The organism is Acinetobacter sp. SM34, assembly GCF_022012365.1.
Lineage (GTDB): Bacteria > Pseudomonadota > Gammaproteobacteria > Pseudomonadales > Moraxellaceae > Acinetobacter.
Window position 1 is genome coordinate 127,583 of the sequence record NZ_JAKLTP010000001.1, and the last position, 26,481, is coordinate 154,063.

20 protein-coding genes and 1 pseudogene are annotated in these 26,481 nt (G+C 41.5%); 11 read left to right on the forward strand and 10 right to left on the reverse strand.

Annotated features, from left to right (window positions below):
* Positions 1-204: 204 nt before the first annotated feature.
* The 4 genes and pseudogenes from def to LZZ98_RS00630 form a co-directional block, all read left to right on the forward strand.
* Positions 205-684, forward strand: coding sequence for a peptide deformylase (gene def / locus LZZ98_RS00615; RefSeq protein WP_237786214.1), 480 nt, complete (start codon positions 205-207; stop codon positions 682-684).
* 84 nt (positions 685-768) lie between these two features.
* A complete protein-coding gene (locus LZZ98_RS00620) occupies positions 769-1,977 on the forward strand; it encodes a GGDEF domain-containing protein (protein ID WP_237786215.1) in 1,209 nt (402 codons plus the stop codon).
* 23 nt (positions 1,978-2,000) lie between these two features.
* Positions 2,001-2,198 carry a hypothetical protein gene (locus tag LZZ98_RS00625; protein ID WP_237786216.1) on the forward strand — a complete coding sequence of 66 codons (198 nt, stop codon included), beginning with the start codon at positions 2,001-2,003 and terminating at the stop codon, positions 2,196-2,198.
* 89 nt (positions 2,199-2,287) lie between these two features.
* A pseudogene (locus tag LZZ98_RS00630) lies at positions 2,288-2,404 on the forward strand (DUF559 domain-containing protein); the annotation flags it as partial.
* A 60-nt stretch (positions 2,405-2,464) separates the two neighbouring features.
* Here the strand turns inward: LZZ98_RS00630 and LZZ98_RS00635 are convergent.
* Together LZZ98_RS00635 and metH are read right to left on the reverse strand one after the other, a co-directional pair.
* Positions 2,465-3,598 (reverse strand): hypothetical protein, encoded by a 1,134-nt coding sequence (locus LZZ98_RS00635; RefSeq protein ID WP_237786217.1) that lies wholly within the window; start codon positions 3,596-3,598, stop codon positions 2,465-2,467.
* Between the two features lie 365 nt (positions 3,599-3,963).
* Positions 3,964-7,653, reverse strand: coding sequence for a methionine synthase (gene metH / locus LZZ98_RS00640; protein ID WP_237786218.1), 3,690 nt, complete (start codon positions 7,651-7,653; stop codon positions 3,964-3,966).
* Positions 7,654-8,122: 469 nt separating this feature from the next.
* Here metH and LZZ98_RS00645 point away from each other — a divergent pair, with 469 nt between their 5' ends.
* Positions 8,123-9,742 (forward strand): inorganic phosphate transporter, encoded by a 1,620-nt coding sequence (locus tag LZZ98_RS00645; RefSeq protein ID WP_237786219.1) that lies wholly within the window; start codon positions 8,123-8,125, stop codon positions 9,740-9,742.
* Between the two features lie 216 nt (positions 9,743-9,958).
* On the opposite strand, the gene LZZ98_RS00650 is transcribed toward LZZ98_RS00645, so the two are convergent.
* Together LZZ98_RS00650 and LZZ98_RS00655 are read right to left on the reverse strand one after the other, a co-directional pair.
* Positions 9,959-11,509 (reverse strand): hypothetical protein, encoded by a 1,551-nt coding sequence (locus tag LZZ98_RS00650; RefSeq protein ID WP_237786220.1) that lies wholly within the window; start codon positions 11,507-11,509, stop codon positions 9,959-9,961.
* Between the two features lie 237 nt (positions 11,510-11,746).
* Positions 11,747-12,364: a rhomboid family intramembrane serine protease gene (locus LZZ98_RS00655; RefSeq protein WP_086176224.1), complete on the reverse strand. Its 618-nt coding sequence runs from the start codon at positions 12,362-12,364 to the stop codon at positions 11,747-11,749.
* A 158-nt stretch (positions 12,365-12,522) separates the two neighbouring features.
* Here LZZ98_RS00655 and nfuA point away from each other — a divergent pair, with 158 nt between their 5' ends.
* The gene (nfuA, locus tag LZZ98_RS00660) at positions 12,523-13,161 is read left to right on the forward strand and encodes a Fe-S biogenesis protein NfuA (protein ID WP_237786221.1); all 639 of its coding nucleotides are present in this window, start codon (positions 12,523-12,525) and stop codon (positions 13,159-13,161) included.
* Between the two features lie 52 nt (positions 13,162-13,213).
* Here the strand turns inward: nfuA and LZZ98_RS00665 are convergent, their stop codons facing one another.
* Both LZZ98_RS00665 and LZZ98_RS00670 read right to left on the reverse strand, forming a co-directional pair.
* Positions 13,214-14,221, reverse strand: a complete 1,008-nt coding sequence (locus LZZ98_RS00665) for a hypothetical protein (RefSeq protein WP_237786222.1) — start codon at positions 14,219-14,221, stop codon at positions 13,214-13,216.
* An 18-nt stretch (positions 14,222-14,239) separates the two neighbouring features.
* Positions 14,240-15,268: an alpha/beta fold hydrolase gene (locus LZZ98_RS00670; RefSeq protein ID WP_237786223.1), complete on the reverse strand. Its 1,029-nt coding sequence runs from the start codon at positions 15,266-15,268 to the stop codon at positions 14,240-14,242.
* Between the two features lie 301 nt (positions 15,269-15,569).
* Here LZZ98_RS00670 and LZZ98_RS00675 point away from each other — a divergent pair, with 301 nt between their 5' ends.
* Positions 15,570-16,184, forward strand: a complete 615-nt coding sequence (locus tag LZZ98_RS00675; RefSeq protein WP_086176220.1) for a carbonic anhydrase — start codon at positions 15,570-15,572, stop codon at positions 16,182-16,184.
* Positions 16,185-16,218: 34 nt separating this feature from the next.
* Here the strand turns inward: LZZ98_RS00675 and LZZ98_RS00680 are convergent, their stop codons facing one another.
* Positions 16,219-16,803, reverse strand: coding sequence for an arylesterase (locus LZZ98_RS00680; RefSeq protein WP_442862678.1), 585 nt, complete (start codon positions 16,801-16,803; stop codon positions 16,219-16,221).
* A 56-nt stretch (positions 16,804-16,859) separates the two neighbouring features.
* On the opposite strand from LZZ98_RS00680, the gene LZZ98_RS00685 reads away from it, so the two are divergent.
* Together LZZ98_RS00685 and LZZ98_RS00690 are read left to right on the forward strand one after the other, a co-directional pair.
* Positions 16,860-17,588, forward strand: a complete 729-nt coding sequence (locus LZZ98_RS00685) for an ABC transporter ATP-binding protein (RefSeq protein ID WP_237786225.1) — start codon at positions 16,860-16,862, stop codon at positions 17,586-17,588.
* A 1-nt stretch (position 17,589) separates the two neighbouring features.
* Positions 17,590-20,070, forward strand: a complete 2,481-nt coding sequence (locus LZZ98_RS00690) for an ABC transporter permease (RefSeq protein ID WP_237786226.1) — start codon at positions 17,590-17,592, stop codon at positions 20,068-20,070.
* 403 nt (positions 20,071-20,473) lie between these two features.
* Here the strand turns inward: LZZ98_RS00690 and LZZ98_RS00695 are convergent, their stop codons facing one another.
* Positions 20,474-21,286, reverse strand: coding sequence for a rhomboid family intramembrane serine protease (locus LZZ98_RS00695; RefSeq protein WP_237786227.1), 813 nt, complete (start codon positions 21,284-21,286; stop codon positions 20,474-20,476).
* 79 nt (positions 21,287-21,365) lie between these two features.
* Between LZZ98_RS00695 and mtgA the strand changes: the two genes are divergently transcribed.
* Both mtgA and ppk1 read left to right on the forward strand, forming a co-directional pair.
* On the forward strand, positions 21,366-22,040 hold the full coding sequence (gene mtgA, locus LZZ98_RS00700) for a monofunctional biosynthetic peptidoglycan transglycosylase (RefSeq protein WP_086176215.1): 675 nt from the start codon (positions 21,366-21,368) through the stop codon (positions 22,038-22,040).
* A gap of 115 nt (positions 22,041-22,155) precedes the next feature.
* Positions 22,156-24,237 carry a polyphosphate kinase 1 gene (ppk1, locus tag LZZ98_RS00705; protein WP_237786228.1) on the forward strand — a complete coding sequence of 694 codons (2,082 nt, stop codon included), beginning with the start codon at positions 22,156-22,158 and terminating at the stop codon, positions 24,235-24,237.
* A gap of 91 nt (positions 24,238-24,328) precedes the next feature.
* Here the strand turns inward: ppk1 and LZZ98_RS00710 are convergent, their stop codons facing one another.
* Both LZZ98_RS00710 and oxyR read right to left on the reverse strand, forming a co-directional pair.
* On the reverse strand, positions 24,329-24,958 hold the full coding sequence (locus tag LZZ98_RS00710; RefSeq protein ID WP_237786229.1) for a response regulator: 630 nt from the start codon (positions 24,956-24,958) through the stop codon (positions 24,329-24,331).
* A gap of 617 nt (positions 24,959-25,575) precedes the next feature.
* Positions 25,576-26,481 (reverse strand): LysR family transcriptional regulator OxyR, encoded by a 906-nt coding sequence (gene oxyR / locus LZZ98_RS00715; RefSeq protein WP_237786230.1) that lies wholly within the window; start codon positions 26,479-26,481, stop codon positions 25,576-25,578.

Here is a 26,481-nt window from a genome sequence, read left to right on the forward strand (position 1 = left end):
AGAAATTTGGCAAATAATAAGCAAGCAAAATTAAAAGCGGCTTAAAATATTGAGCCTTTTAAACTGCCTGAATCATTCATAAATATGCAATATAAAGGTTAAAACTGAATATGACTGAGTATTTTTTAAGGTTAATATTTATACAGGATTTTCAATTAAAAAAGATATTGAGCCTGGTGTTATCGCTAGGTAAGGAAAGAATTGATGAGCACCATTTTACCTGTGGCACAGCGTGGTGAACGCATTTTGACTGCAACAGCAGCAGAAGTAGCAAGAACTGAGTTAAATAGTCCATGGCTAAAGGAACTTGCAGCAGCTATGTATGCCACCATGCTGGAACGAAACGGTGTGGGAATTGCTGCACCTCAGGTTTATGTGTCTAAACGGGTGATTATCGTCGCCTCACGTCCGAACTCGCGTTATCCCGATGCACCTGAAATGGACGCGCTGGTCATGGTAAATCCTGAAATTCTAGAAAAGTCTGAACTGACTGTTTTGGGTGAAGAGGGCTGTTTAAGTGTATCGGATGAGCGTGGACAAGTTGCACGTGCTCAAATGATTAAGCTGCGTTATTTAACTTTGGACGCAGAAGTAGTAGAAACCAGCTTTAGCGGTTTTCCTGCCCGAATTGTGCAACATGAGGTGGATCATTTGGATGGGGTGCTGTTTATCGAGAGGATATAAGTACGTATTGTTTAATTTTTGTCCTATTGGTATGCTATTGAGGCAATAAAAAAATTTATAAATTATAAAGATATTCATAAAGAAATGAGCTTTTTTAGAAAGATACCGCTGCTGATTTTTCATTATTGGGGCAGGTTCAAGTTTCATTTACTTGAATCAGATAACTTAATTATTAACTGGTCCAATTTTGACAAGGGTGTATTGCTGTGCTTTTTTGGCGCCTTCTGCCAACTCAGTGCACTTAAATGGTATCTGTTTAGTTGTTATTCAGAAGAAAATCGGGTCTGGATTAATCATGACTTTTTTATAACCCGTATTACTACTCTATTTATCACTTTAGGCATTTTTATTGGCTTAATTGCGCTAAGCCACCGATATAAAAGGAATGAAAAATTCCGTCAATTTATTACCTATTTTTCACCGATGTTTTTTGGTGGCGTGATGATTTATGCAGGTTATACCGTGGGTATGTTTAGTCCTGCAACCATCTCTGGTTTTATCAATATTGTGCTGATTGGCCTGGTCTATTATCCACGCAAAATCATTTATAGCATCGCCGTTTTTGCTTCTATTTTTACCATGATTATTAGTTACTTAACTTTTAATGGGGTAATTCGTTATGCACCTGTGTTCAGTGATGCCCTGACGCATAGCGAATTTTATCATAATCCTTTCTGGATTAAGAGTATGGCAGAGGTCTATCTGCCGATCTTGCTGGTTTCGTTTTTGTTTTTTGAAATTTTGCTGTCACAGTGGCGCCGGCGTGAAATGGAGATTAAAAAAATGAGTCAGACCGATGCGCTGACCAATGTATTTAATCGTCGTTATATTGGTGAAGAACTCAGTAGCCTGGAAAGCAAGAAAAAAGCAACCTATGCTGTGGTGTTGCTGGATTTGGATTATTTTAAAAAAATTAATGATGATTATGGTCATGAAACCGGAGATGCTGTTTTGCAGCGTGTGGCCACCATTTTATGTACCACCACACGGATACAGGACGTGGTCGGGCGTTTTGGTGGTGAAGAGTTTATTTTGATTTTAAAGGATCAAAATTTGCAACAGGCAATTGAGATTGCAGAGCGTTGTCGTAAAATTATTGAACAAGAAGAATTTGAGCTGGAAACAGGAGAAATTCTAAAAACCAGTGCCAGTTTTGGGGTCGCCCTTTCTCAAGCCAATGCCAAAAAAGAACACACCATTCGTATGGCAGACCGGGCTTTATATCTGGCTAAACAAAAGGGACGTAATCAGGTGCGGCATTATCTGGAGCTCAACTTAAAGCCTGCTGTTTAAGTTGTGCATGCGGGTATATGGTTATGGATCTTATGCAATTTTCTTTAACGCTCGATGCCATTCGGGTTGAAATGAAGAATGAACAGTCATTTGAAATTGCCAAAGGGACGATTTTTACTGTATATATTCTTGAAATGAATCCCCCTAAATTCCCCTTTCTTACGCTGCAACTTAAAGCAGTGCTTAAGTCTTGCTCAGGGGGACTTTGTCATGTGATTTAAATGAATTACGTGACAGTCCCTCCCTTTCTTAAAGGTGAGCCATATATGGTGCAAGAGGAGGGATGAAAGAATAAATTAGTAGAATAAAAATGAAAGCCTACAATAAAAACCTAAAACAAGCCTCGCGTGACTTGCGCAACAACATGACTGATGCTGAAAAGCTGTCGTGGTCACGACTTCGAAATAAGCAAATTTTAGTTTTACAATTATGTAATAAATTAATCAAAACCTTATGCACTGGTTATTATTTTAACTCTGAATAAATTTCAATATAAAATAAAAAATTTACTAGGATGTTCATCTTTAAATCTACTAAATAAAAGTTCATGACCTTCACTATCAATTTTAATGTATACAGTTTTCTGATTGAGTAGTAGTTGCTCTACGTGTGGAACAAACATTTTAGATATTGAATACATCTTAGATGATTTTAGATCAATAAAAACGTGATCGCATTCATCTACATTATTTAAAATATGAGGTTTTAAATAACATTCATTTGGAATATTTAAATCATCTTGCATTATATTGAAAGTAAAACAATACTTTCGATCTTTATATTCATAGTTGATTTTTTCCGTATTTAGGTATTTTTCTTCTAATAAAGACCAAGCAAGTTTTCCACCACCATCATTTTCAGAAGTTTTGATGTTGTAAAAATCAATATTATCTTTGAGTTTTATTATATTTTTATTAAAGAAAATTGAAACTGATTTTGACTGTCCATGAAAAATGGAGTTTTGTATAAATTCGAGTAAAAATGTAGCAAAAAGGTCATTACAATTTTGATCTTTATGTATAAATGTAAAATTTTCAAGTCTAAATTGGATTAAAGGATGAATTTTTTCATTTAGATATTTTGATATATCCTCTTTTGTATCATTTATTTGTATATTGGTAAAATCAATTTTTATCTCATTACCGAGATTAAAATTTTTTAATTTTAGTGATTGATTTGTGAAATCTATATCACTAAATTGATCCGAATTTTTTAAGTGATTGATTATTAAATTAAGAGCATTAAGTGCACAATTTGTTGCTTCTGATTGAGTACTTCGAACAGTATTATCATCTGCAAAATCTGATACAGCTTTTAGAATAATCCATGGTACTTGAGTTCTTCTTGTTATAAATGCCCATGCTTCCATTTCACCTCCAAATACCTCTTGGTGATCTTTCAGAATAAGTTCTCTCAATGTTTCACAAGTTGTGAGGCTATCATAGCTAATTAACTTACTAAATTTTATATATGGATTGTCGCTGATAAGAGATTCGAAAATTGAAAGTTGATTTAAGCTACTAGAATGGTTAATAGCCCTACCGATTATGTTTCCCTGTGCTAGTCTAATTTGATTGGCAGACTCGATTTCAGTGCAAAGGATTACATCGTTTAAATTCACATGTTTAGGATTTCCCCAACAAAAAACCAAATAATATTAGAAGTTTAGGTTGAGGTATTGAGCTATTTAATAAGTATTCATTTAGTAGTCTTCCGATTGAGTTATCTGAAGATCCACCACTTTCCCCATGTAAATGTACAACAGTAATATCATCTAAAAAACCAAGGTATACATGTATGTGATTATCTAGCACTATAAATTTTTTAGAGAACTTTATACTGTTTCTTATAGCATCACGCTCTAAACTATTAGAGGTAGCAATTAAGATGTAGTTTGGGGGTAAGTATTCTAAAAATAGGTTTGATATCATTATATGGAATCACTTCATGAATAAGGGAGGCAAAAGCCTCCCCCTAAAAAAACTTTTAATTAATCGAATCATCCAGATTCGGCGCTAACCAGCGTTTCGCCTCATCCAGTGTCCAGCCTTTACGCTTCGCATAATCCTCAAGCTGATCGCCTGCGATTTTACCCACGTTAAAGTACTGAGACTCTGGGTTGGCATAGTAGAAACCGCTGACAGATGAAGGCGGCCACATTGCAAAACTAGAGGTCAATTGCGTGCCGATCTTATCGCTCGAACCTAACCAGTCAAACAATGGTGCTTTTTCAGAGTGCTCAGGACATGCAGGGTAGCCCGGCGCAGGACGAATACCGACATACTTTTCTTTAATCAACTCTTCATTGCTTAAAGTTTCAGCTGCCTGGTTGCCCCAGAATTCTTTACGGATGCGCTCATGCAAGTGCTCCGCAAAGGCTTCGGCAAAACGGTCACCTAACGATTGCGCAAGAATGGCAGAGTAGTCATCGCCTTTGGCTTTGTACTCATTCGCCATTTCTTCTGCACCGAAGATCGACACGGTGAAGCCGCCTAGGTAATCTTCAGCTACCCCTTTAGGCGCAACAAAGTCAGCCAATGACAAGTTCGGTTTGCCAGTCACTTTGTCAGACTGCTGACGAATGTGGTGGAAGGTATGTGTTACCGATTGACCATCTTCGCTATACACTTCAACCGAGTCAGCCGCTGAACGGTTGGCAGGGTAAATGCCGAACACCGCACGCGCATCAAAACGCTTATTTTCGATGATGTCTTTCAACATGGTTTGCGCCTGATTGTACAAGTCAGTCGCCGCTTCACCCACCACTTCATCTTTAAGGATTGCAGGGAATTTGCCAGCCAGACTCCAGGAAATAAAGAACGGTGTCCAGTCAAAATATTCAACCAAAGTTTCTAGAGGATAATTGGTGAATGTTTGCGTACCAATGAAGTTTGGTTTCACAGGTGCATTGGCTGCAAAGTCAATTTTCAAGCCATTTTCAACCGATTCTGCATAAGACAGTTTGGCTGCTTTCGGCTGTTTGTTGGCAATACGTTCACGCACTTTTTCATATTCAGCACGGGTTTCTTCAACAAACTTCGGCTTCATTTCTTTAGACAATAACGTCGTTGCAACACCCACCGCACGTGATGCATCGGCAACATAAATCACTGCATCATTTGAATATTGCGGGTCAATTTTCACTGCTGTATGTGCTTTAGAAGTAGTTGCACCACCAATCATCAACGGTACATTAAAACCTTTACGCTGCATTTCTTTAGCAACAAACACCATTTCATCCAGAGACGGAGTGATTAAACCAGACAGGCCGATGATGTCTACTTTCTCATCAATCGCAGTTTGCAGAATTTTTTCTGCAGGTACCATCACGCCAAGGTCAATGATGTCATAACCGTTACAGCCCAGTACCACTCCCACAATATTCTTACCGATATCGTGTACGTCGCCCTTTACGGTCGCCATCAACACTTTACCTTTAGACTGTGCGCCTGTTTTTTCCGCTTCGATATACGGGTTTAACCAGGCTACGGCTTGTTTCATTACACGTGCAGATTTCACCACTTGCGGCAGGAACATTTTGCCCGAACCAAACAAGTCGCCAACCACGTTCATGCCGTCCATGAGCGGGCCTTCAATTACGTCCAAAGGACGTTTGGCTTTTAAGCGAGCTTCTTCGGTATCTTCGTCAATAAAGGCAGTGATACCTTTCACCAACGCATGTTCAAGACGTTTTTCTACCGGTTGATTACGCCATTCAAGATCTGCAACCTGTTTTTGTGCAGCGCCTTGACCACGGTATTGCTCAGCAACTTCTAGCAGTTTTTCAGTGGCTTCCTGACCGCTTTCACCCTGGTTTTGGTTCAGGATCACATCTTCAACCGCAGCTTTTAGCTCTGCATCGATATCATCGTAAATCGCCATTTGACCAGCATTCACGATACCCATGGTCATGCCTTGCTTAATCGCATGGTACAAGAACACCGAGTGAATCGCTTCACGCACAGGCTCATTCCCACGGAAAGAGAAAGATACGTTAGATACACCGCCAGAAATCATCGCATGCGGCAAGTTCTGCTTGATCCAGCCTGTTGCTTCAATGAAGTCCACCGCATAGTTGTTGTGTTCTTCAATCCCGGTGGCTACCGCAAATACGTTCGGGTCAAAGATGATGTCTTCAGCAGGGAATCCCACTTCATTCACCAATACATCGTATGAACGCTTACAGATTTCACGCTTACGTGCTGCTGTGTCTGCCTGACCATCTTCATCGAAGGCCATCACAATCACGGCTGCACCGTACTGACGGCATAGGCGTGCTTTATGGATAAACTCGTCATAACCTTCTTTGAGGGAAATCGAGTTGACGACCGGTTTACCTTGTACGCATTTCAGGCCTGCTTCAATGATTTCCCATTTAGATGAGTCAATCATGATTGGCACGCGTGAAATTTCAGGTTCAGACGCCACAAGATTCAGAAAATGCACCATCGCACCTTGCGAATCGAGCATGCCTTCATCCATGTTGATGTCAATCACCTGTGCGCCTGCAACCACTTGTTGTAGCGCAACATCTAAAGCTTCGGCAAAGTTTTCTTCACGGATTAAACGCAGGAATTTTTTCGAACCGGTGACGTTGGTACGTTCACCAACGTTTACAAACAGTGATTCAGCAGTAATGTTAAATGGCTCTAGACCACTTAAACGGCAAGCAGGTTTGGTTTCAGGAACTTGACGCGGCTTGATGTCTTTTACCGCATTGTAAATGGCACGGATATGATCAGGCGTTGTACCACAGCAGCCGCCGGTGATGTTGATCAGACCGCTTTCAGCGAATTCTTTAATAAATGCAGCGGTTTCTTCCGGAGTTTCATCATAACCACCGAAGGCATTTGGCAAGCCCGCGTTTGGATGGGCAGATACAAAAGTATCGGCTACATCGGAAATGGTTTTCACGTGCGGACGCATGGCATCTGCACCCAAGGCACAGTTAAAGCCGATCGACAGCAAATCGCCATGACGGACAGAGTTCCAGAAGGCTTCTGCTGTTTGACCGGTCAAGGTACGGCCAGATGCATCGGTAATGGTGCCTGAGATCATCAATGGCAATTCATAACCAATTTGATTGAACACTTCTTTGACCGCAAAGATTGCAGCTTTACAGTTCAGTGTATCGAATACAGTTTCGATCAATAGAATGTCTGCACCACCTTCAATCAGGGCATGTGCAGCTTCAATATAGTTTTCTTTTAAAGCATCAAAAGTGATGTTACGGAAAGCAGGGTCATTGACGTTTGGCGAGATCGAACAGGTACGTGATGTTGGCCCAAGCACACCGGCAACAAAACGTGGTTTTTCTGGGGTTGAATATTTGGCACAAGCTTCTTTGGCAATACGTGCAGCTTCACGGTTAATCTCGGGAACCAGATCTTCCATGTGATAGTCAGACATTGAAACACGTGTGCCGTTAAAGCTGTTGGTTTCAATAATGTCGGCACCAGCCTCAAGATAGGCTTCGTGAATACCCTGGATAATGTGCGGTTGCGTCAACACTAAAAGGTCGTTATTGCCTTTGAGGTCAGATGCCCAGTCAGCAAAACGCTCACCACGGTAGTCAGCTTCTTCGAGTTTGTGACGCTGAATCATGGTGCCCATAGCACCGTCGATAATCAGAATCCGTTGAGCGAGCAGCTCTTTTAGGGTGGCAAGCGTGGACATAAATAACCCCAATCCGATGGAATATAAAATCGGCATATATGTTAGCAGAAATCAGTTCATTTTTACTGATATTCAGTTTATTTACTGAGCGCAATGATTGGCTTGCTGAATAAATAGTCGGCTTGAATTCAAGGTAGCCCGTTGAAAGTTCTGTAATAAATCCTTCATCAAGCTGTAATGAATATGCATCATGCTGTGTTATATGTCCGTATGACAGCGTCTGGCTGTCTGATATTTTATGCCTTGTAACATTATTGGAAATGGCTGAAGTACAAGGGGAAATTGATGAGATTTGATTATAAGTATATGATTTTTATTGTGTAAGTCGACTGTTTATCTCGGGATTCTAGCGAGAAATGTGGCAAATAAAGTATGAAATATTGCTTTATATGACAGCGCTTTGTCATATAATTGTCACAATTAAATTGAAGAATATAGGGGATTTAATTATCCCCTTTGAACCGTCTGCATGAATTCTAATATTCCTCCCGTCCAAGATCAGGTGCAGTCAGCACCAACGAAATCGACGAATGTGCATGTTGCTACGCCGAAATTTTTTATGCCGGTGTTTTTCACGGTTATTATTTCTACTTTAGCGTATATCGGTTTTCAGCTTTCCACCGATTTGGCGCATGTTCCGACATTAAGTTTATATTCCGTTATTCTTTTAGCGACTGCGTTGTTAATTGCTTTAGGCTTTGAATTTGTTAATGGTTTTCATGACACGGCCAATGCGGTAGCTACGGTCATTTATACCAATGCTTTATCTGCCCCTGTTGCCGTAATGTGGGCAGGCTTCTGTAATTTCCTTGGGGTGATGGTGGCAAGTGGGGCAGTAGCCTACGGCATCATTGCTTTATTACCTGTAGAACTGATTATGAATGTCGGTTCTGGAGCAGGCTTTGCCATGGTTTTTGCCATGCTGATTGCTGCGATTCTCTGGAATTTGGGTACCTGGTTTTTGGGTATTCCGGCATCGAGCTCACATACTCTAATCGGTTCGATTTTAGGTGTGGGTATTATGAACTACCTGCTTCATTCAGGCGCTGGCGCAAGCGGCGTAGATATGGAACAGGTGATGAAAGTGGGTAAAGCACTGCTGTTTTCTCCACTGATCGGTTTTGCTTTTGCTGCTGTCCTGTTTTTACTGGTGAAAAAAATCTTCCGTAAACAGTTGGAGCTCTTTCATCCGCCTGAAGGTAACAAGCCGCCACCACCTTTAATTCGTGCGATTTTGATTTTCACTTGCACTGGTGTGAGTTTCGCGCATGGTTCAAATGACGGTCAAAAGGGCATGGGCTTGATTATGCTGATTTTGATTGGTTGTGTACCATTGGCTTATTCTTTAAATAAGAATTTAGACAATGCACATATTCAGTCTTTTGAGCAATTGTCTCAGCAAACGGCTACTGCTATTTATCCGCAGCATGAAAATATTACGGATGCTCAGGCACGTGCTGTTATTACCAAATATATTCAAACCAAAGAAGTGAACCCTGAAGTGGTTCCTGCTTTAGCGGGCTTGACAGATCATTTGGGACAACGTGTTGCCAAATATGGTGATATTCACAATATTCCAGAGGCTGAAGTTTCTGCGATCCGCAATGATATGTATCTCAGCACGACTGCATTTAAGCGTTTAGATAAAGCTGAGCAGCTTCCTGCAATGTCAAAAGATCAAAGCAAGTTAGTTAAAGAATATCGTAAAAACCTTGATTCATTCCTTCAGTACATTCCAACATGGGTGAAAGTGGCTGTTGCCTTGGCATTAGGTCTGGGTACCATGGTGGGCTGGAAACGTATTGTGGTAACTGTAGGTGAGCGTATTGGTAAAAATCATATGACTTATGGTCAAGGCATGTCAGCCGAACTTGTGGCTATGACCACTATTGCTGCAGCAGATGGTTTGGGTATGCCTGTATCGACAACCCATGTTTTGAATAGTGCAGTCGCAGGTACCATGGTAGCCAATAAATCAGGTTTGAATTTACAAATGGTGCGTACGATTTTATCGGCATGGATTTTCACTTTACCAGCGACCATTTGTTTATCTGGTGGTTTGTACTGGTTATTCTTACAGTTTGTTTAAGATATCTGCTTGAAACAAAAAACGCTGCAATTGCAGCGTTTTTTATGCTCATTCATAAAGTCCTCGCCCTGAATAAGCTTAAAGTTGTGCTTTTAGTGAAATACCAGAGAGGATGTGCGAGAGGGGGTAATTAATAAAATATTGACCTCTCCCTTGCGTACTCAGAATATATTCTGAGGATCCTCATCTCCTAGAAGGAGAGGGAAAAATCCACCCTTATTTCTTAAATTTGCCTAACACTCGCTTAATCGGCAATTTTTCGTTGGCAAAGCCATACAATGCGGCAAAAGGCAGAGCGGTGCGGGCCAAATAAGGTACACGCCACAATCCGCCATGGTTGGCGCCTTTCATCATCAGTTCCAGTGGATGATCCAGATGGGTTTCCGGATTAGCGACTGACTGTGGATGGCGCAGGTCATAAATCCATAAGGCAGCCATTAAGGCATTGGTGGTTTCAGGGCTAAACGATTCCACATCGAACAGGCTGGCACCATTGAAGGCCGCTTTCAATAACGGATTTTTGGTCACTGAATGGGTCGTGGTAGAAGGCGCAATGTTAATACTGACGCGTTGTCCATAATGACGTGCCAGTGTTGCGCGCCATTGCTGTATACGTTTTGCCAAGGCATAGTTTGGACCTTGCTCGACCACCAGACAGTCAGCAATGCCATATTCCTGACCATTGTCGGAAGGAATGAGCATATGTAGGTTCTGCTGGAAAAAGCGCTTGGCGGTAACGGTTGAAATGCCTTTACTCATAAGCCGCCGGACTTTGGAACGACATTGGAACTTGTCATAAGAGGCTTCGACTACTTCCTTCGGAATGGCATAGACATCGGTTGGCGTGCACATGAACATTAAACTGGTATCGGATTTTTGCTCACTGACATATTCCATGATGCTGTCCATGGCCATGGCAACACGGACATGCTTTTCACCATCGAGATAGGCAATAGCAGCCAGGTCAAGCTGACGTTCACTTTGGCTTAACCAATGTGCAATTTCAGGGGTTTGGGTCAGTAAATCTGCGCCTAATTTTTCTTTCAGCACTGTACTTGAGGTATCTTCTGCCAATTTTTCCGTGCAAGGCGCATAAAGTGTGGCATTGCCTTGCTGAATGGTGTTGAGAATTCTGTCCCACACCCGAGTATTGGGTAAATCTACGGCAATAATATTGGCTTTCCATCGCGCCAGCCAGGTCAGCGGGCCAGCTTCAGAGCCTGCACCAAATAACACCATGGTACGGTCTGAAAGGTCAAACCATTCCGGATGCGCCTGTGCGGTACGCAAGGCATCTGCATGACTGCATTCGATAATGCCTGCATCTTGCCAGGTCTGGATTTGATCCAGTAAAGCCTGGCCTTGTAACTTTTGCCCTTTATAAGGGACGTACCATTCTGGTGCAGCATCACTTTCACCTTTGAGCTGAATGGTATATAGCGCTGAGGTATCGACATCTTTCATGATGTCTTTGAGTAAATAGCGTTGACCATCACGATAAAAGTCAAAGCTATGATGCGCTTTATGTAAGCCTTGTTTGGCAATGGTAATAGAGTTGTTGATGGTGCGAATACCTTGTTCTACCAAGGCTTTGAAGTAGATTGGGTAGTGCTTGCGCCAATTTTTTTCAGCAAGTGCATCCATGGATGCCTTGTTGTCAACAATAGACAGAGCTTCAGCAATAATTTCTTTGCCTGTTTGGGAGGTACTGGCTTTTTTGCTGTTGGGATTGATCGGGAATTGAAGACCATTTAATGAAGTAGACATGCAAAAGATCTCTTTTTCTTGCGCATTTATATACAGATGTCTACATTATCTATGCCAAAATGAATTGCGGGTTGGCATTTAATGACAAAATTATGTAAATATTCATTTAGAAATAGAGAATGAAAAAGGAGCATGCTGCTCCTTAACATTTGAAACATCAACAGTGCGCTGTATTGGGCAAAGCCTGCAAATTTTTTTAAGCATAAATGCAGGGTTATGCCATCATCCACAATATTATTAGAAAGGCAATTGCATCAACTTATTCAAAAAGTGCGGAATAACACGAGGTTCAATAATAATCGTCATGATTACCCCATAAGCCGCGCCCCATAAATGCGCACTATGGTTGATGTTGGAGTTGCCACGTTTGCCTGACCAGATGCTATAAGCTACATAAAGCACAGCAAAAATAATGGCTGGTACAGGAATAAAAAACACAAAGATCAATTTCCACGGTTCAAACAAAATATAGGCAAACAGTACTGCAGATACTGCACCAGAAGCCCCCAAACTTGCCCAGCGATGATCATTTTTATGTTTTAAGTAACTTGGAATAATCGCTGCAATCAACCCGCCCAAATAAAACAGCACAAAGCCTAAATCGTACATATATTGCCGATAAAAACTTTCAATCACGCTGCCAAAAAAGAACAGGGTAATCATGTTGAATAACAGGTGAGCCCCATCTGCATGCACAAAACCATGGGTAATAAAACGATCATATTGTCCACGCTGCATGGCAGGAGGCCAGAAAATTAACCGGTTCATAACATTCTGGTTTGAAAAGGCAATCAGCGAGATAATAACGGTAATAAGAATCAGGGTAACGGTGTGGTTAAAAGGTAAATCCAACATAAAAGCAAGTTCTACATTTCAAAATCTATTGCTCATAATGCCATTAAATGACAGCTTAAGTGGAACTTTCACAATAAATCCGACAATTTTAGTTGAATTTCTGAAATTACCCCACATCTTCAGTTAAAATGGCAACTTCAGCTTGAGGAAATATTGTGATGTCGACTGAGAACACCAGCACTGCAGTTGCAGAAGAGATTCCAAACTTATTGATTACTCCGACTGCTCAAGAGTATTTAAAGGATTTGTTAGAAAAGCAAAACACGCCAGGCATTGGGGTGCGTGTGTTTGTGGAAAATCCTGGTACGCCACGTGCTGAATGTTGTATGGCATATAGTGCACCTGATGAAGTTGTCCCAACTGACTATAAACAGGATTACCCGGATTTTCCTGCATTTATTGATACACCGTCTATTCCATATTTATTAGATGCGGTGATTGACTACAATAAAGACCGTTTTGGTGGTCAATTAACTTTCCGTGCACCAAATTCTAAAGTGCCACGCGTGGGGCCAGATGCATCAGTCGAAGAGCGTATTACCTATGTGCTTCAGTCTGAAATTAACCCGGGACTTGCAGGTCATGGTGGTAACTGTGCACTGGTTGAAGTAGTAGAAGATGAAGAACACGGTTTAACTGCGGTGCTTAAGTTTGGTGGCGGTTGCCAAGGCTGTTCATCGATTGATTTGACCTTGAAACAAGGTGTAGAAACAACCTTAAAACAGCATGTTCCTGAATTGGCACGTGTGGTTGACCAAACTGACCACAGCAACACTGAAGGCGCTTATTTTAAATAAGACCCGCTCAGGTAAAAAAAGCCGCTTAATGCGGCTTTTTTATTGCAGGGATTTAAGGCTGAATATTTAAAATATTCTGTGCTGTTTCAGCATAATAAAATTTCTCTAAATATGCTCTAGCACGGCTGCGTAAATATTCAGAGGAAATTAATTTTTGTACAATTGGCGTTAACAATTGCTGCAATTCATGTTGAATCAAGGCTTCATCAATATTCAAGTCACGTAATAACAAATCAAACGGACGTTCCTGATTACGGATGTACCAGGCATATACGCCATCATGAACTTGCTGTTTTAAATAGTCAGTCTGACGGATATGATCCCAAATTTCATGGCCCAGATTTACCGTATTAGACAGGTCCTGAACTTCAATATAATTCTTTAAAACATTTAAAGGCATATCTTTAATTTTATGCCAAAGATTGGCCTGAAAATGATAGAGCTTTTCATCATCAAAATGCTGATTTAAAACATGCTCACTCATTTGACTCAGTTTTAAAATGTTCTTCTGCAGATAATGGGCAACCGTTTCATCCAGATTTGAATCGGTTACGGTTTCTAAAACAGATTTGCCCATTTTCATAAAACGGGATACACCAGGCACCCGTTTTGCCATGACTGAATTATCCACATAGTCTTGAATAGAATGCTGGATCAGCTGGGTAATCATGGCAGAAAAGGCAGGATTATTAACCACGGTTTTAATTAAACGCTGACGGTGAGCACTTTTGCTTGCCACATATTGAGCAATCTTGTCGATGGTTAAAACAGGAATAACATCCGCTATTTTAGTGCTGTCATTGAGCGGATGAACCAGGGCAAAGCGCACATGTTCAGTGATCTGTTCAATCAGAAAATGGCTGGCAGGCGTAGCCAGAATCTGTTTTTGTAACAGTGCATTAATCTGCTCAAATGACCAGACCTGTTGCAGCGTCTGTTTTCTAAACCATTGATAGAAATTTAGGAATTCAGTTTCAATAGTCGCAGTATGTGAAAACTCTTGTTCTAAAAAGTCAAGATGAGCTTCAATTAACTGCTCAATCATTGGATGTTTCTGCATACTGTCTCGAAAAAAAAATTAATTGAGTGGAATAAGTTTATCCGCAAGCGGATTTTTCATTTTTTGGGTTTTGGCAAGAAAGGGTAAATAATATGCGGCCACTTCCTGCTCTGCTTCCAAAATGGGCATGTGTCCTACATTGTTGAGAATGACAGGAGCCTCAGCATGTTTCAATAACGATTTTAATTCATTTGCCACTTCAACATTAATGATTTTATCCTGCTTTCCCCAAAGAATCAGTGTCGGTGCTTCAATTGTTCGTGTCAGTCGGGCAAAGGATTCTGGCGTATAAATACGGTTCAGGGTCACCAGTTGATCAATCAGTTTGCAGTTATTTGCTGCCTGAGTAATCAGATATTTTTCTTGTGCTGACCTTAAGGCCTTGGGCAGGGTGGGTGGATTTTGCATGACTCGATGCATCACCTGTTCCAAGTCACCAGGTTTAGACACAATCAGCTGTTTAAGGTTTACAGGGTCTTTAGAATAACGGGTATTGGCCTTCGTATAAATACCTGCACTATTCAGCAAAAATAAACTTTGCGTATCAAACGGATATTGTGATGCATAGACGGTAGCAATGGATCCTCCCACAGAATGTCCTGCAACATTCAGTTTATCTTCTACATCGATGGCTTCGACAAAACGGCGCAAGCTCTCTGTCACATTGGGTACAGAATCATCAAAATTTTGCGGAGTTTTGGTTTCACCATTGTTGGGTAAATCGGGAATCACTACATGATAGTAGGGTGTTAAAAAATGGGCCACACGATTCCAGTTATCGCGATTTCCGGCTAAGCCATGAATGAGCAGAATAGTGGGTTTCTGCCTTGAGCCGCCCTCATTATATGCCCAGCTAATCTCGCCCACTTGAATGGTTTTAGCCTTTAAACCTGCTGCATTGCGTTGCTGAACCAGATAGTTTTGCAAATTTATTTGTTCAGTATTGGGTTTATTGCTTTGCGCCAAAGTAATACTGCTAAAACAACAGGCTGTAATAAAACAGAGCTTGCGTACAAATTGAGCAAAATTTGAACCAGACTGTGTCATTGATGATCATCCTTGAAGACTCATGACGATGATATTTTTAGGCAAAAATATCTAATTTTAGACAGCATTTAATTTTTTTAAAATGTCTGTTGTTTATTGTAAATATTATTGAATAAATGTCACTGAATTGTTTCTTGAAGTAAGTAGCTGTGAGCTGAAAAACTGTGAGCTAAGTATTATTTTTAGGGCAAATAAAATATTTTGTAACCTTAGATATAAATTAAACAGCTATTCTTTTTGCAAGTGACTTTCAGTTTTTATGGCATTAAAATATTGCAACTTAAAACATTGGAAGACCAGCATGCTAACAGCAGAAGAAGCTTTAGATCGTTTAAAAAAAGGGAACCAGCGTTTTGTAAATGGTGAAACGACGCACTCTACACTTATGACTCACCAGCAACGTGCTGAAATGGCAGATAACCAAGAGCCGTTTGCAATTGTTTTAGGCTGTTCAGACTCGCGTGTACCTGCCGAAATGGTGTTTGACCAAGGCTTGGGTGATCTGTTTGTCATTCGGGTTGCAGGTAATATTGTTGCGCCATCACAAGTGGGTAGCGTGGAATTTGCAGCAGAAAGCTTTAGCTGTCCAGTGGTGATTGTATTGGGGCATACACACTGTGGCGCGATCCATTCCACCATTGAAGCATTAACTAATCCAACGGCTCCACCATCTGCAAACTTGATGTCAATTGTGAACCGTGTCCGTCCTTCAGTTGAAATTTTAATGCAAACCGAACTGAAAGATGATTTGGATAAACTGTCTAAACATGCGGTACGTTCTAACGTTTTTGCATCTGTAAATCAGCTGCGTCATGGTTCTGCCGTATTGGAAAACCTGATTGCCAAAGGCAAATTAAAAGTGGTTGGGGCAGAATACTCGCTTGAAACCGGTGAAGTGACTTTCTTCGATTTTTAAAAGAGCAGATATTTTCAAGTTCAAAAAAGGCGCTTTATAAAGCGCCTTTTATATAGGGATATACATTGTTCAATAAGATGCTTTGCGCTTGAGCAGTAGGATGCACCAGATCTGCTTGCATCAGGCTGTTCTTACCGGCAACGCCTTCCAAAAAGAACGGCAGCAATGGTACATGATGCTGCTGACTGACAATTTTATAATTTTTTTCAAAAGCCTTGCTATAGGCTGTACCGTAATTGGGCGGAATTTTCATGCCCAAAACAATCACCTTGGCATTTGCTTTGAGACTGTGCTGCACTAAAGTCGCCAGGTTTTTTTGAATCAATAGCGGTGGTTGACCGCGCAAACCATCATTACCACCCACTTCAATCACCACAATATGCGGTTTATAGGTTTGCAGTAATTTGGGTAAGCGTGCCACAGCGCCACTGGTGGTTTCCCCACTGACACTGGCATTGACCACTTTATGCTGTTTCGGATACTGTTGGTCTAGACGTTTCTGTAATAATGATACCCAGCCTTGCTGTGCCTGTATGCCATAACCCGCACTAATACTGTCACCTACAATCATAATGGTTTTAGCAGACGCTATGACTGGAGTAACACCCAGACCGAGCATGGCCAAGCAAGCAAATACAAAAGTTTTAAGATTGCGATTTTGCATATAGGGATTTTATGACCCAAGTTAATAGCGACTATTCCATCATGCCACAAGTGATTATTGCTGCACAGCAGCTTAGCCAAAAGATAAAATTTGCGCAAAAAGAGCTGAGCATTTTTGAAAATCTGACTTTTGATATTCATAGCGGCGAACAGGTAGCGATTACCGGGCGTTCGGGTTCCGGCAAATCAACCCTGCTGGGTATTCTGGCCACTTTGGATCAGGCCAGCTCAGGAAAATTACAGGTCTGCGGGCAATCAATTAGCGAATTGAATGAAGAACAGCGTGCACTGGTGCGCTTAAAACATATCGGGTTTGTGTTTCAATCCTTTCAGCTGTTAGCGCATTTAACAGCGCTTGAAAATGTGATGTTACCGCTACGTTTACAGCAGAGTTTTAACTTTGCTGCTGCTGAAAAAAAGGCCTTGGCCTTGCTGAAGAAAGTGGGTTTAGAACGTCAGGCTATGCAAACCCCTAAAGTGCTTTCTGGCGGTGAACAACAACGGGTGGCCATTGCACGTGCCTTAATTAGTGATCCACAAATTATTTTTGCCGATGAGCCTACCGGTAATCTGGATGCTCAAACGGCCAAGGAAATTGAACAACTGCTGTTTCAGCTGAATCGTGAGTTTGGCACCACCCTGGTACTGGTTACCCATGATTCAACTTTGGCCCAGCAATGCCAACGGCATTTTGAATTGCGTGATGGTCATTTGATTGAACATGCTTCGGGAGAGGGCTGAAATGAATCCACTGTTTCGGCCCTTGCTGAGCCAAAGCTTTAAAAGCACCGGTATTTATCTGCTGATCATTGCCTTGACACTGGCGATTAGTGCAACCACGGCGCTGAAATTTAGCAATGAACAGATTCAAAATGCCGTGGCCTTACAGGCCGCAGAAATGCTGGCAGCGGATCTGGTGCTTACAGACAATCAGCCGCTGGAAAAAAAGTGGCACGACCAGGCCGAACAATTAAAACTACGACAATCCCAAGTCACTGCATTCAGTTCGATGGCACATACTCAAGATCAGTTTGTCATGGTCAATGTCAAAGCCATCGACCAGGCATTTCCCTTGCGCGGGGAACTTCGGGTACTGCCAGCGGCCAAAACTATTTGGTCCGGTGAAGTCTGGATGAGTCCACGGGCCATGGATTTATTGCATGTAAAAGTGGGGGATAGGGTCAATATCGCAGATAGTCAATTTAAGATCACCGCAAAAATTGCGCATGACTCCAATCAGGAACTGGGTTTTTCCGGCTTTTCGCCAACGGTGATGATTTCTCAGGTTGATGTGGCGAAAACCAATGCCATTCAGGTGGGTAGCCGTGCCGAATATCGTTTATTAATGGCGGGAGATGCACAGCAAACGAAGCAGTTTGAACAGAATTTTAAGCAACAGCAGCACGCCACGTTGCCGAAAACAGCGCAAGATGCGCAAATGCTGGATGAGCAAAATAGCCTAAGATTACGCAATGCCAGCGAAAGCAATACCCGTTTAATGAAGCCGATTGCCAATCTGGATACCTTCCTGCAGCTGAGCAACATTCTGACCATTTTACTGTGCGGAATTGCCATTGCTTTGACCAGCCAGCGCTATGTGCAACAAAATCAGGACAATATTGCATTGATGCGTTGCATCGGTGCGACACGAGGGCAGATTCTCAATGCCTATCTGGCCTTACTGGCTGTGGTACTGTTGGTCGCGATGCTGATTGGCAGTCTGGCTGGGGTGGCGCTAGGCTATGGTTTGTTGCAACTGATGCTACAGCTGATTCCCAATTTACAAATGGAGTTTTCTGTATGGGAGATGTTGCTGCGGCCATTACCAGTGGCCATGCTGACCAGTGCCGTGGTGTTACTGGGATTTATTGTTCCCAGTTTATGGCAATTACTCAATACCCCGCCAATTCGTGTGATACGTCAGCAGGAAAAATCAGTGCAATCCATGCTCTGGATGTTATTAATGGGCACAGCCAGCTTGGCGTTATTCAGTATCGTGCTGACAGAAAATATTCTGCTGACCGCCTGGGTGATGGGGGCAATTGTACTGCTGTGTACGCTACTCTATTTATTGATCTGGGGTTGTTTAAAATTCATCAAAGGCTTGAAAGGGGCGATTTCAGCCTATGTGCGGGTGCCGTATCAAACGGCTTTTCAAATTACTGCCTTGGCACTCGGCCTGAGTCTGATGACGGTGTTGACCGTGTTAAGAACAGACTTGCTGGAGCGCTGGCAGCAACAATTGCCTGAAGGCACTCCCAATCAGTTTGTTTATGGCCTGCCGCCCTTTGATATGCCTGCTTTTAAGGCACAGATCAAGCAGCACGGTTGGCCAAGTACGCCTTTATATCCGAATATTCGCGGTCGCCTGGTGGCCAAAAATGATCAGCCCTTTGCAGCTGATCTGGTCAAAAGCAATAATTCATTACGCCGTGAACTGAATTTAACCCAGACCACGGAATATCCGGAAGACAATAAAATTGTGCAAGGTACAGCAGTACTCAAACATGCTGGCGATGTATCGGTTGAAGCCAAAACCGCGGCAGAGCTGGGCATCAAAATCGGAGACCGGCTCACTTTTAGTCTACCTGAAGGCCAGATTCAAGCTAAAGTGGTGAACTTGCGCAGTGTGGAGTGGGAAAGTTTTAGTCCGAATTTTTTCTTTATTTTTGCACCTAAAACCATGGATGAAAATGCCGGCAGCTATTTAGGCAGTTTTTACGTGCCAGAACAAGATAAAAACCAGATGGTGGCAGTGATCCAGCAATTTTCCAATACCGTTTTTATTGATGTCAGCCTGATTCTGGATGAAGTCAAACGCCTGGTGAATGTGTTGGTACAAATTGTCAGCATTCTGGCACTGTTGGTCAGTGTTTCTGGGATTCTGGTGTTAATTGCCTGCTTAAACCTGTTGATGGACGAACGTAAACGTGAAGTGGCTTTGCTGCGGTCATTCGGCAGCTCCAAACAAAAGCTTAAACAGATGATGACCTTGGAAATTGGCTTTATGGGATTGATGGCAGGAATTGTATCCTGCCTGTTTGCAGAAGTGATCAGTGCCATTGCCAGTTATAAAATGAATCTGATCATTCAGGCACATTGGCAAATCTGGATTATTTTACCGATACTCATGACGCTACTGTGTGCCCTGATTGGACGCTATCGTTTGAGTTATCTCTGTGATATTCCACCGCTGCAAAGTTTGCGCGAGATGAATCAATAATGGATTAATCTTCAAAAGAAATAAGTGAGAATATAAAAATGGAGATTAGATAATTTTCATGAATTATTTTTTAAGACTAATAAGTTGTTTGTTTCACCAAAATAATCATAAATTTTGCCAGGTATTTGATTCATGAGTGTGGCATGGAGGCCACATGTTTCTCATCCCTTGCGCTGCATTTTAAAGCAGTGCTTAAAACTGGCTCAGGATGTTGTGTATGGGAAACAAAAGGTTTTTCTTGCGGACTCAAAATATATTTTGAGATCCTCATTTTGACCTTTCAAAAGTAGAAAGCTTACCTACACGAAAACATAAAAATTTAAACAATCAAATGAGGTAGTGCTGAGTTAGAAAAACTAATATTGAATGTTGTGATTTATAAAAGAAGTCTATTAAAGAAAATCTAAAAATGTAGTTGTGCCCGCATGGCGGCCAATATTTGCCGCCAAACCGGTTCCAGAATCTGGACTTGTTGCATGCAGTAAGCATAGAGCAGATAACAGCTGATTATGCCCACCGCCAGGCCCACAACTATGGCCAAATTCGGTTTATGTATTCGTTGTCCCATATACCAAATCGCTGTGAGCACGGCACCCATCAGCATGCCGCCAATATGTGCGGCATTGTTAATTCCGCTCATGCTAAAGCCGATCAATAAATTGATGCCCATAATCATCAGCAAGGTTTTCTTATCTAAAATAAAGCGTTGCTTAGGTAATAGAGGCAATAGGGATAAAACCGTCAATGCACTGCCTATGCCCATGACTGCACCCGATGCACCTGCACTCACGGTGGGAAGCAGGCTGGCATCATTGCTGCGCAGCAGTTCAAAGGTATTATGAATATCGATCAGGCCACTGAGTAAACTTCCCATCAGGCCGGCAAGAATATAAAGACCCAAATAATAGAACCGGCCTAAAAGCTGTTCTGCCACGCTGCCAAAAACATACAGCGCCCACATATTCAACATTAAATGAATCAGGCCAAAATGAAAAAACATGCTGCTAAACAGGCGGGTGGGTTCCTCTAAAAAGGTTAAAGGTGCATAATCAGCTCCCCAATGAATAGCATCGACCAGGCTTGGAGCAGTAATATTCACTCCGCTCAGGACTTGCCAGAGAAACAAACCGACATTGATGGCAATAAAAACTGCTGTCAGCCACCAAAGCTGGATATCGAGTTTGCTTTGAATAGGAGGGGGAGAAAGTTTGGCCATGCTATTCTTTTATAATCTTTGCTATATTCAGCCTCAAGCTTAGCACGAAAAAAACAGATTTTTGGAGTAACTCACTGACATGAAAGCTTTTATTGTTCGTAGTTTGTTAATACTTGTCAGTTTAGTGCTTTTGGTTCAACTTTGGATTTTTGCAAGTTTAATGTGGTGGCGAACTCATCCGGTCGATACCACCATGATGATGCGTCTGGATTACTGGTCCGACTCTTCGAAACCGATTCAACACCAATGGCGTGATTATGATCAGATCAGTGATTATATGAAACATGCCGTGGTTGCCGCGGAAGACGGGAAATTTTTGCAGCATAAAGGTTTTGACTGGGAAGGCATGCAATTCGCCTTAGAACGCAATAAAGATAAGGGCAAAGTGGTTGCGGGCGGTTCAACCATTTCTCAGCAATTGGCCAAAAACCTGTTTTTATACAATAAACGTTCATTCCTGCGTAAAGGCCAGGAAGCAGTTGCAACCTGGATGATGGAACGGATGTGGTCAAAACAGCGCATTCTGGAAGTGTATCTGAACTCGGTCGAGTTCGGTGACAATATTTATGGGATAGAAGCGGCAACCCGACATTATTTTGGCAAGAGTTCTAAAAATTTATCGCGTGAACAGGCGGCATTTATCGCTGCCATTTTACCCAACCCTAAATATTATCAAGATCATCGTGATGATAGAAAACTGCAATATCGTAAACGTATGATTCAAAAATATATGCGCTATAGCCATATTCCCTAATTTAGGATTTATTTTAAAAAAGCCCAGTGATTTGGGCTTTTTTTATGAAATTGTCATAAATTTGAAGCATACTTATGAAGATACGGACTACTTTCGAATAATCATAGGTTAGGGTATGAATACGGCTGCTAATACGACTCCGGCGCAAATAGAATATGCATATAATGATCGCTACATTAATCGTGAGCTTTCTATTCTCGACTTCCATTTGCGGGTATTGGAACAAGCGGTCGATCCTTTGCATCCTTTGCTTGACCGGATGAATTTCCTGCTTATTTTTTCCCGTAATCTGGATGAATTTTTTGAAATTCGTGTTGCCGGGATGATGGAGCAACTGGATTTAGGTAATGAGAGCCATACGCCGGACGGTCTAACGCCTAAGCAGGTGCTGGACAGTATTTCCAAAACTGCTCATGATGCGATTGAGCGCCAATACCGTATTTTAAATGAAGAAATTCTGCCGAAACTGCGTGAAGAAGACATCTGTTTCTTGCGCCGTGGAGAACTTACACCTGCTCAATCTGCCTGGATTAAAAAGTATTTCCAAGAGCAAGTGGCTCCTGTACTCACCCCAATCAGCCTTGATCCGGCCCATCCTTTCCCGCGCTTGGTGAACAAAAGCCTAAACTTTATTGTCACGCTGGAAGGTAAGGATGCCTTTGGCCGTCAGATTGATTTGGCTGTAGTTCCTGCACCGCGTTCATTGCCGCGTGTAGTACGCTTACCGGATGAACTCACTGATGGCAAAGAGCATCATGTGATGTTATCCGCCATTATTCATGAGCATGTTTCAGATTTATTCCCCGGTATGACGGCGACAGGTTGCTATCAATTCCGTGTTACGCGTAATGCAGATTTAGCTTTAAATGAAGATGTCGAAGATTTAGCCAAAGCCTTAAAAGGGGAATTGAACTCGCGCCGTTTTGGCCGTGCAGTACGCTTGGAAGTGACTCAAAATTGTCCCGAACATATCTACGAATATTTGCTGGATGAATTCGATCTCGACAAAGAACAGCTTTACAAGGTAGCAGGTCCGGTAAACCTTGCCCGTTTATTGTCGAATTTTAAACGTCCACATTTACGTTATGACTCGCATACGCCTATTATTCCTAAAGTCCTGAAAAAATCTGAAAATATTTTTTCTGCCATGCAGAAGCAGGATATTTTACTCCATCATCCCTTTGAATCTTTTGCCCCAGTGATTAATTTGCTGCGTGAAGCAGCACGTGATCCGCAAGTGCTCGCGATCAAGCAAACTTTGTACCGTAGTGGAGCAGATTCTGAAATTGTGCAGGTATTGGCAGAAGCAGCACGTAATGGCAAGGAAGTGACGGCCGTGATTGAATTGCGTGCCCGTTTTGATGAAGAGTCCAATATTGAAGTAGCCAATGTGCTGCAAGAAGCAGGGGCAGTGGTGGTATATGGCATTGTTGGTTATAAAACCCATGCCAAAATGATTCTGGTGGTACGCCGTGAAAACAATAAGCTGGTGCGCTATGTGCATTTGGGTACCGGTAACTATCATGCAGGTAATGCCCGTATCTATACCGACTATGGTTTATTAACCACAGATAAAGAACTATGTGAAGATGTGCACCGCATTTTTCAGGAACTGACCGGTATGGGGAAAATGGCAAAACTGAAAAAGTTATTGCATGCTCCTTTTACCCTGCACGCGCAGCTGGTTAATTTTATTGATGATGAAATTGCCAATGCCAAAGCCGGGAAACCTGCGCAAATTATTGTCAAGGTCAATGCCTTAACGGAAATGCAGCTGATTAATAAATTATACGAAGCCTCTCAAGCCGGGGTGAAAATTGATTTAATTATTCGTTCCATCTGCTGTTTACGTCCTGGTTTGGCAGGTTTGTCGGAAAATATCCGGGTACGTTCCATTGTCGGACGTTTCCTTGAACATACTCGTGTCTATTACTTCTTAAATGGTGGTGATAGTCGGATTTACTGTTCAAGTGCGGACTGGATGGACCGTAACCTGTTCAACCGAGTGGAAGCATGTTTCCCGATTGAAGACTCAGTATTGAAAAAACGTATTTACCAACAAGGTTTACTGAATTATTTAAAAGATAACCAGCAAGCATGGTTGCTGCAAAGTGATGGCACCTGGTTACGTGCGCAAGTCGCCGAAGGGGAAGCAGCACATAATGCACAGCGGATATTATTAGAGATGATCAAATAATTTAGACCAGCCTTGGTAACATCAAATCAAGGAGTCTTTGGACTCCTTGATTGTTTTTAATCTAAGGACAAATCCTTATAAATTTAAAAAATTAATGTTCCAAGCTGGCAATTTTTCTGTAGGTGTTTTTAATATTACCTTCAATCTTGTACAGAGGAATATTGGTTTGATCTGCTACTTGCTGTGAATTTAGACCTGCCGATACCAGATTTAAAATTTTATATTCAATGCTGGTTAAGGCGAGTACGGTCTTTTCTTCAAGCTCGGATTTGTTTTCACTATATTTAGTCTGACGAGACAAAATATATTGGGCTAAATTGTGATGAAGAGGAGCACCTCCACGTAGAATGCTTTTAATATTATTGATCATTTCTGCTTCAGTATGATGATGAAAAACATAGCCTTGTGCACCCGACCGAATGGCATCGAAGAGTAATGCGGTGTACTGTTCAGTTAATATTGCAATTACATAGCTATCTGGATGGATTTGTTTCAGCTGTTTTATAAAGCGTAGCTTTGCTGGGGAGTTCAGTTCCAGATCAATAAAAATCAGGTTGGGCAAATGCTGTTGCAACAATGCTTCAGCTTCGGCAAGATTTTGGGTACTGATCATTAATTCTGTCGGATAGCCCAATCCCATTAGAATCATTTCTAATCTATGCTTAAAGGTAGGTTGATCCTCGATCATCATGATGGGAACGGGTAATGTTAGTTCACCCACAAGATTGTACTCACACTGGTTTTGTATTTTATCTGGTCACTTTGCTATAAAATCAATGAAACGACTATCCCCAAAACTAGTGAATTTTTATCATTAAAGTAAATTTAAGTATATGTACAATATGGAATATTTATATAAGACTACTACTATATTTGGATTTTTTTGATTTTGAATTGTATTTAGGATATTTAAATTGAATAAAAAATACTAATGAGACAGATTTCAATATTCTAAGTTCTCTTTAATTTATTGACTGTAACAAGTGAATTCTTAATTTTTTTATATATTCCTTATTGTTTGTGATGGTATTTTGCTCAATTTTTTATTTTTTAGTATAAAAATACCTATTTTTAGGGATATAAAGCACATGAATAATGATTTAAAGTCATCTCACTTTTTATTACCTCATGTAGTAAAGAAAAACATTACTTTTTTTGAGGTTAATTTTCAGTACATCCATGTATGATGAAAAGGCATCTTTAACTTCGCAGGTTTACCATTTTTTGGTAAACCTTTTTTTATGAAAAAAATAAGGCATGACATAGGAAAATGAGCCTGGATACTTTTATTCGAGCATAAAAAAAGGAGCAGTTGCTCCTTTTCATCGACTGAATCTTTTAATGAGGATTTTGCGTGATTTTTTGCAAAATCTGCAGCAGTACATCGAACTCGCTTTGCAGCGGCGTACTCTTACGTGTCAGCAAGGCGAGGGTACGACTTGGTGCTGCTTCTATCGGTTTCACCACTAGATCCGGATTGGCTTTAATCATATTGGTATGAAGTGCAATTTCAGGAAGCAGGGTAAAGCCCAAGTCTGAAGAAACCATTTCTACCAATGTAGGTAATGAACTTGCTTTTAAGCGATGATCATTTTTACGTTCACCAATTGGGCAGGCACTTAATACATGATTGCGCAAGCAATGGCCTTCTTCAAGTAATACTAAGCGGGATAAATCCAGATCATCTAAACTGCGGGCATTCTGGGCATTCTGGTCAGCTTTATGGTAAACCAAATACAAGCTTTCTTTAGAAATTTCGGCAACTTTTAAACCACGCGTGTCAAAAGGCAATGCCAACACGATCATGTCTAAATTGCCGTGTTCTAGTTTTTCGACAATTTTTTCACTTTGTGCTTCGTGTAAGTGCAGCTGAATTTTAGGAAGCTGCTTATGCACTTCATCTAGAAGTTGCGACAAAATAAAAGGTGCAATCGTAGGGATAATTCCTAAATGTAAATCACCCGTTAAAGGTTCGCTCATTTCACGACTTAAACGCATCAGGTCTTGTGCATCTGCCAATAGAACACGGGCTCGGGCAACAACCTGTTCGCCAAGCGGAGTTAAACGTACATTTTGGCGGTCGCGTTCAACGAGGACTCCACCTAACAAACGCTCTAATTCCATGATCCCGCCTGACAAAGTCGACTGGGTCACAAATGAACGGCGCGCAGCTTCAGTGAAATGCAGCGTTTCAGACAGTGTAACGAGGTATGACAGCTGTCTTAAAGATGGTAATGCAGCCAT

What these genes read in the sequence shown, in the direction of transcription:
- LZZ98_RS00670 (WP_237786223.1), bottom strand. Translation starts at nt 15,268, where the DNA reads ATGACACAGTCTGGTTCAAATTTTGCTCAATTTGTACGCAAGCTCTGT.
- LZZ98_RS00665 (WP_237786222.1), bottom strand. Translation starts at nt 14,221, where the DNA reads ATGCAGAAACATCCAATGATTGAGCAGTTAATTGAAGCTCATCTTGAC.
- LZZ98_RS00620 (WP_237786215.1), top strand. Translation starts at nt 769, where the DNA reads ATGAGCTTTTTTAGAAAGATACCGCTGCTGATTTTTCATTATTGGGGC.
- LZZ98_RS00675 (WP_086176220.1), top strand. Translation starts at nt 15,570, where the DNA reads ATGCTAACAGCAGAAGAAGCTTTAGATCGTTTAAAAAAAGGGAACCAG.
- oxyR (WP_237786230.1), bottom strand. Translation starts at nt 26,481, where the DNA reads ATGGCTGCATTACCATCTTTAAGACAGCTGTCATACCTCGTTACACTG.
- LZZ98_RS00655 (WP_086176224.1), bottom strand. Translation starts at nt 12,364, where the DNA reads ATGTTGGATTTACCTTTTAACCACACCGTTACCCTGATTCTTATTACC.
- LZZ98_RS00690 (WP_237786226.1), top strand. Translation starts at nt 17,590, where the DNA reads ATGAATCCACTGTTTCGGCCCTTGCTGAGCCAAAGCTTTAAAAGCACC.
- metH (WP_237786218.1), bottom strand. Translation starts at nt 7,653, where the DNA reads ATGTCCACGCTTGCCACCCTAAAAGAGCTGCTCGCTCAACGGATTCTG.
- LZZ98_RS00650 (WP_237786220.1), bottom strand. Translation starts at nt 11,509, where the DNA reads ATGTCTACTTCATTAAATGGTCTTCAATTCCCGATCAATCCCAACAGC.
- def (WP_237786214.1), top strand. Translation starts at nt 205, where the DNA reads ATGAGCACCATTTTACCTGTGGCACAGCGTGGTGAACGCATTTTGACT.
- ppk1 (WP_237786228.1), top strand. Translation starts at nt 22,156, where the DNA reads ATGAATACGGCTGCTAATACGACTCCGGCGCAAATAGAATATGCATAT.
- LZZ98_RS00645 (WP_237786219.1), top strand. Translation starts at nt 8,123, where the DNA reads ATGAATTCTAATATTCCTCCCGTCCAAGATCAGGTGCAGTCAGCACCA.
- nfuA (WP_237786221.1), top strand. Translation starts at nt 12,523, where the DNA reads ATGTCGACTGAGAACACCAGCACTGCAGTTGCAGAAGAGATTCCAAAC.
- mtgA (WP_086176215.1), top strand. Translation starts at nt 21,366, where the DNA reads ATGAAAGCTTTTATTGTTCGTAGTTTGTTAATACTTGTCAGTTTAGTG.
- LZZ98_RS00625 (WP_237786216.1), top strand. Translation starts at nt 2,001, where the DNA reads ATGGATCTTATGCAATTTTCTTTAACGCTCGATGCCATTCGGGTTGAA.
- LZZ98_RS00695 (WP_237786227.1), bottom strand. Translation starts at nt 21,286, where the DNA reads ATGGCCAAACTTTCTCCCCCTCCTATTCAAAGCAAACTCGATATCCAG.
- LZZ98_RS00685 (WP_237786225.1), top strand. Translation starts at nt 16,860, where the DNA reads ATGACCCAAGTTAATAGCGACTATTCCATCATGCCACAAGTGATTATT.
- LZZ98_RS00680 (WP_442862678.1), bottom strand. Translation starts at nt 16,803, where the DNA reads ATGCTCGGTCTGGGTGTTACTCCAGTCATAGCGTCTGCTAAAACCATT.